Source organism: Rhizobium sp. SJZ105 (assembly GCF_007828365.1).
Taxonomy (GTDB): Bacteria; Pseudomonadota; Alphaproteobacteria; order Rhizobiales; family Rhizobiaceae; genus Agrobacterium; species Agrobacterium tumefaciens.
The window spans coordinates 1-1,478 of record NZ_VIUP01000042.1 but is presented as its reverse complement, the minus strand read 5'-3'; the positions used below and the strand labels follow the sequence as shown (position 1 = coordinate 1,478).

Here is a 1,478-nt window from a genome sequence, read left to right as displayed (position 1 = left end):
CGAAATCGTACGCTCTCATGAGCGATTTAGGTTTTCCGGGCGCATTTAAACTACCCCGTTTTCGCGAGGTCGGTCAATTGATGCAGCCTGTGCACGGTGCTGGAGATGGCGATCCGAACCGATGGTTATCATACTCTCATCCGCGGATTTTCACCGCCTGACCATATTCGATGCGGGCTTGCCTCTCTCTAAGGACGGATATCTATCCCAACGTAAGTCGAGGGTTCCCTGATCTTTGGCCGTCATCTCCAGCATGCTGCACAGGCAGAAAGGTGCGGTACGTCTCGGGCTAAGCCGGGATCGGTACGTGCCGGGCAATATCCCAGATAAAGCCAGCAAGTTCGCGGGCGACAGCAGTCAGAACACGAGGTTGTGGTTTCCCGGTTTTTGAAAGGTCCCGGTACCGCTTGCACAATCGCGTCTGCGCTTTCCAGCCAATATCTTTAATCTCTTGAGGCTGATGCTGACTGCGCTTCAAAAAAGGATGTCTTTCTCGAGGTGGGTGTCGATACGACCAACTAGCTTCAACCATCATGGTTCGGGCCAGGGCATTACCTGTCTTTGTAATGCGACCCCGTCTGACTGTGCTGCCGCTGGAATGCTCACTTGGCACCAGCCCCAACCAGGCCATGAGCTGCCGTGGATTGTCGAAGCGGTTGATGTCGCCGATCTCTGCGGCCAGTGTCGCAGCGATGATCGTGTTGACGCCGCGCAATGATCGCAGGGCATCGACCAGTGCACCAAAACGCCAATCCTTTACAGCATCTTCAATGGCCTGATCCAACGTGGCGATGCGCTCTTCGATCTGGCGGATGGTTCGCTTCAGTTCCTCAAAAGCCAGTTGCTGATGTGGAAAGCGGAATTTGCGCAGCTCATTGATCCAGCGCCAATGGATTTTGGTCCAGTAAGTAGGTCGATTGTAGCGAAGGCCATGCCGCAGCAGAAAGCTCTGGAGCTGCTGTTTTGCAATCTTCAACGCATCCAGGGACTGTTTGCGGGTTCGGATCAGATCCCGCATAGCTTCCTGTTCTTCATCCGGTGTCCAGACCGGGGTCAATTCGCCTGCTCGCCACAGCCGCGCCAGCATTTCCGCATCGCGTCGATCGGTTTTGATCCGGTCGCCTGCACGACGAGGGATCATGGCCGGAGAGACGACAGCACAATCAAATCCAAGCTTCGTGAGCAAGCGATGCAGACCGTATCCGCATGGGCCTGCTTCATAGCAGAAGATGGGTTGGGTGTTCGCGACAACAAGTCGCTTGGTCAGACGTAGAACACTATCCGCAGTATTTTCGATCACACCGTGAAATCGGATCTCTCCATTCCGGCCGTCATCAGCAACCGCGACAGCAATCGTGTCAGCATGAACGTCAAGACCTACATAAACTATTTTCTCCATGGTTTTTCCCTTCGAAACCAACATTGGCTCAGCAAGGAAAACCTAGCGGCTTTGCCGCCAAAAATCGCTCATCTGGTCT

General features: G+C 54.1%; 1 protein-coding gene. It reads right to left on the bottom strand.

Annotated elements, in window-relative coordinates; genetic code table 11:
* Window positions 1-289: 289 nt before the first annotated feature.
* Entirely contained in the window at window positions 290-1,399 is a 1,110-nt protein-coding gene (locus FB593_RS27390) for an IS110 family transposase (RefSeq protein WP_145167668.1), read from the bottom strand.
* Window positions 1,400-1,478 lie beyond the last annotated feature (79 nt).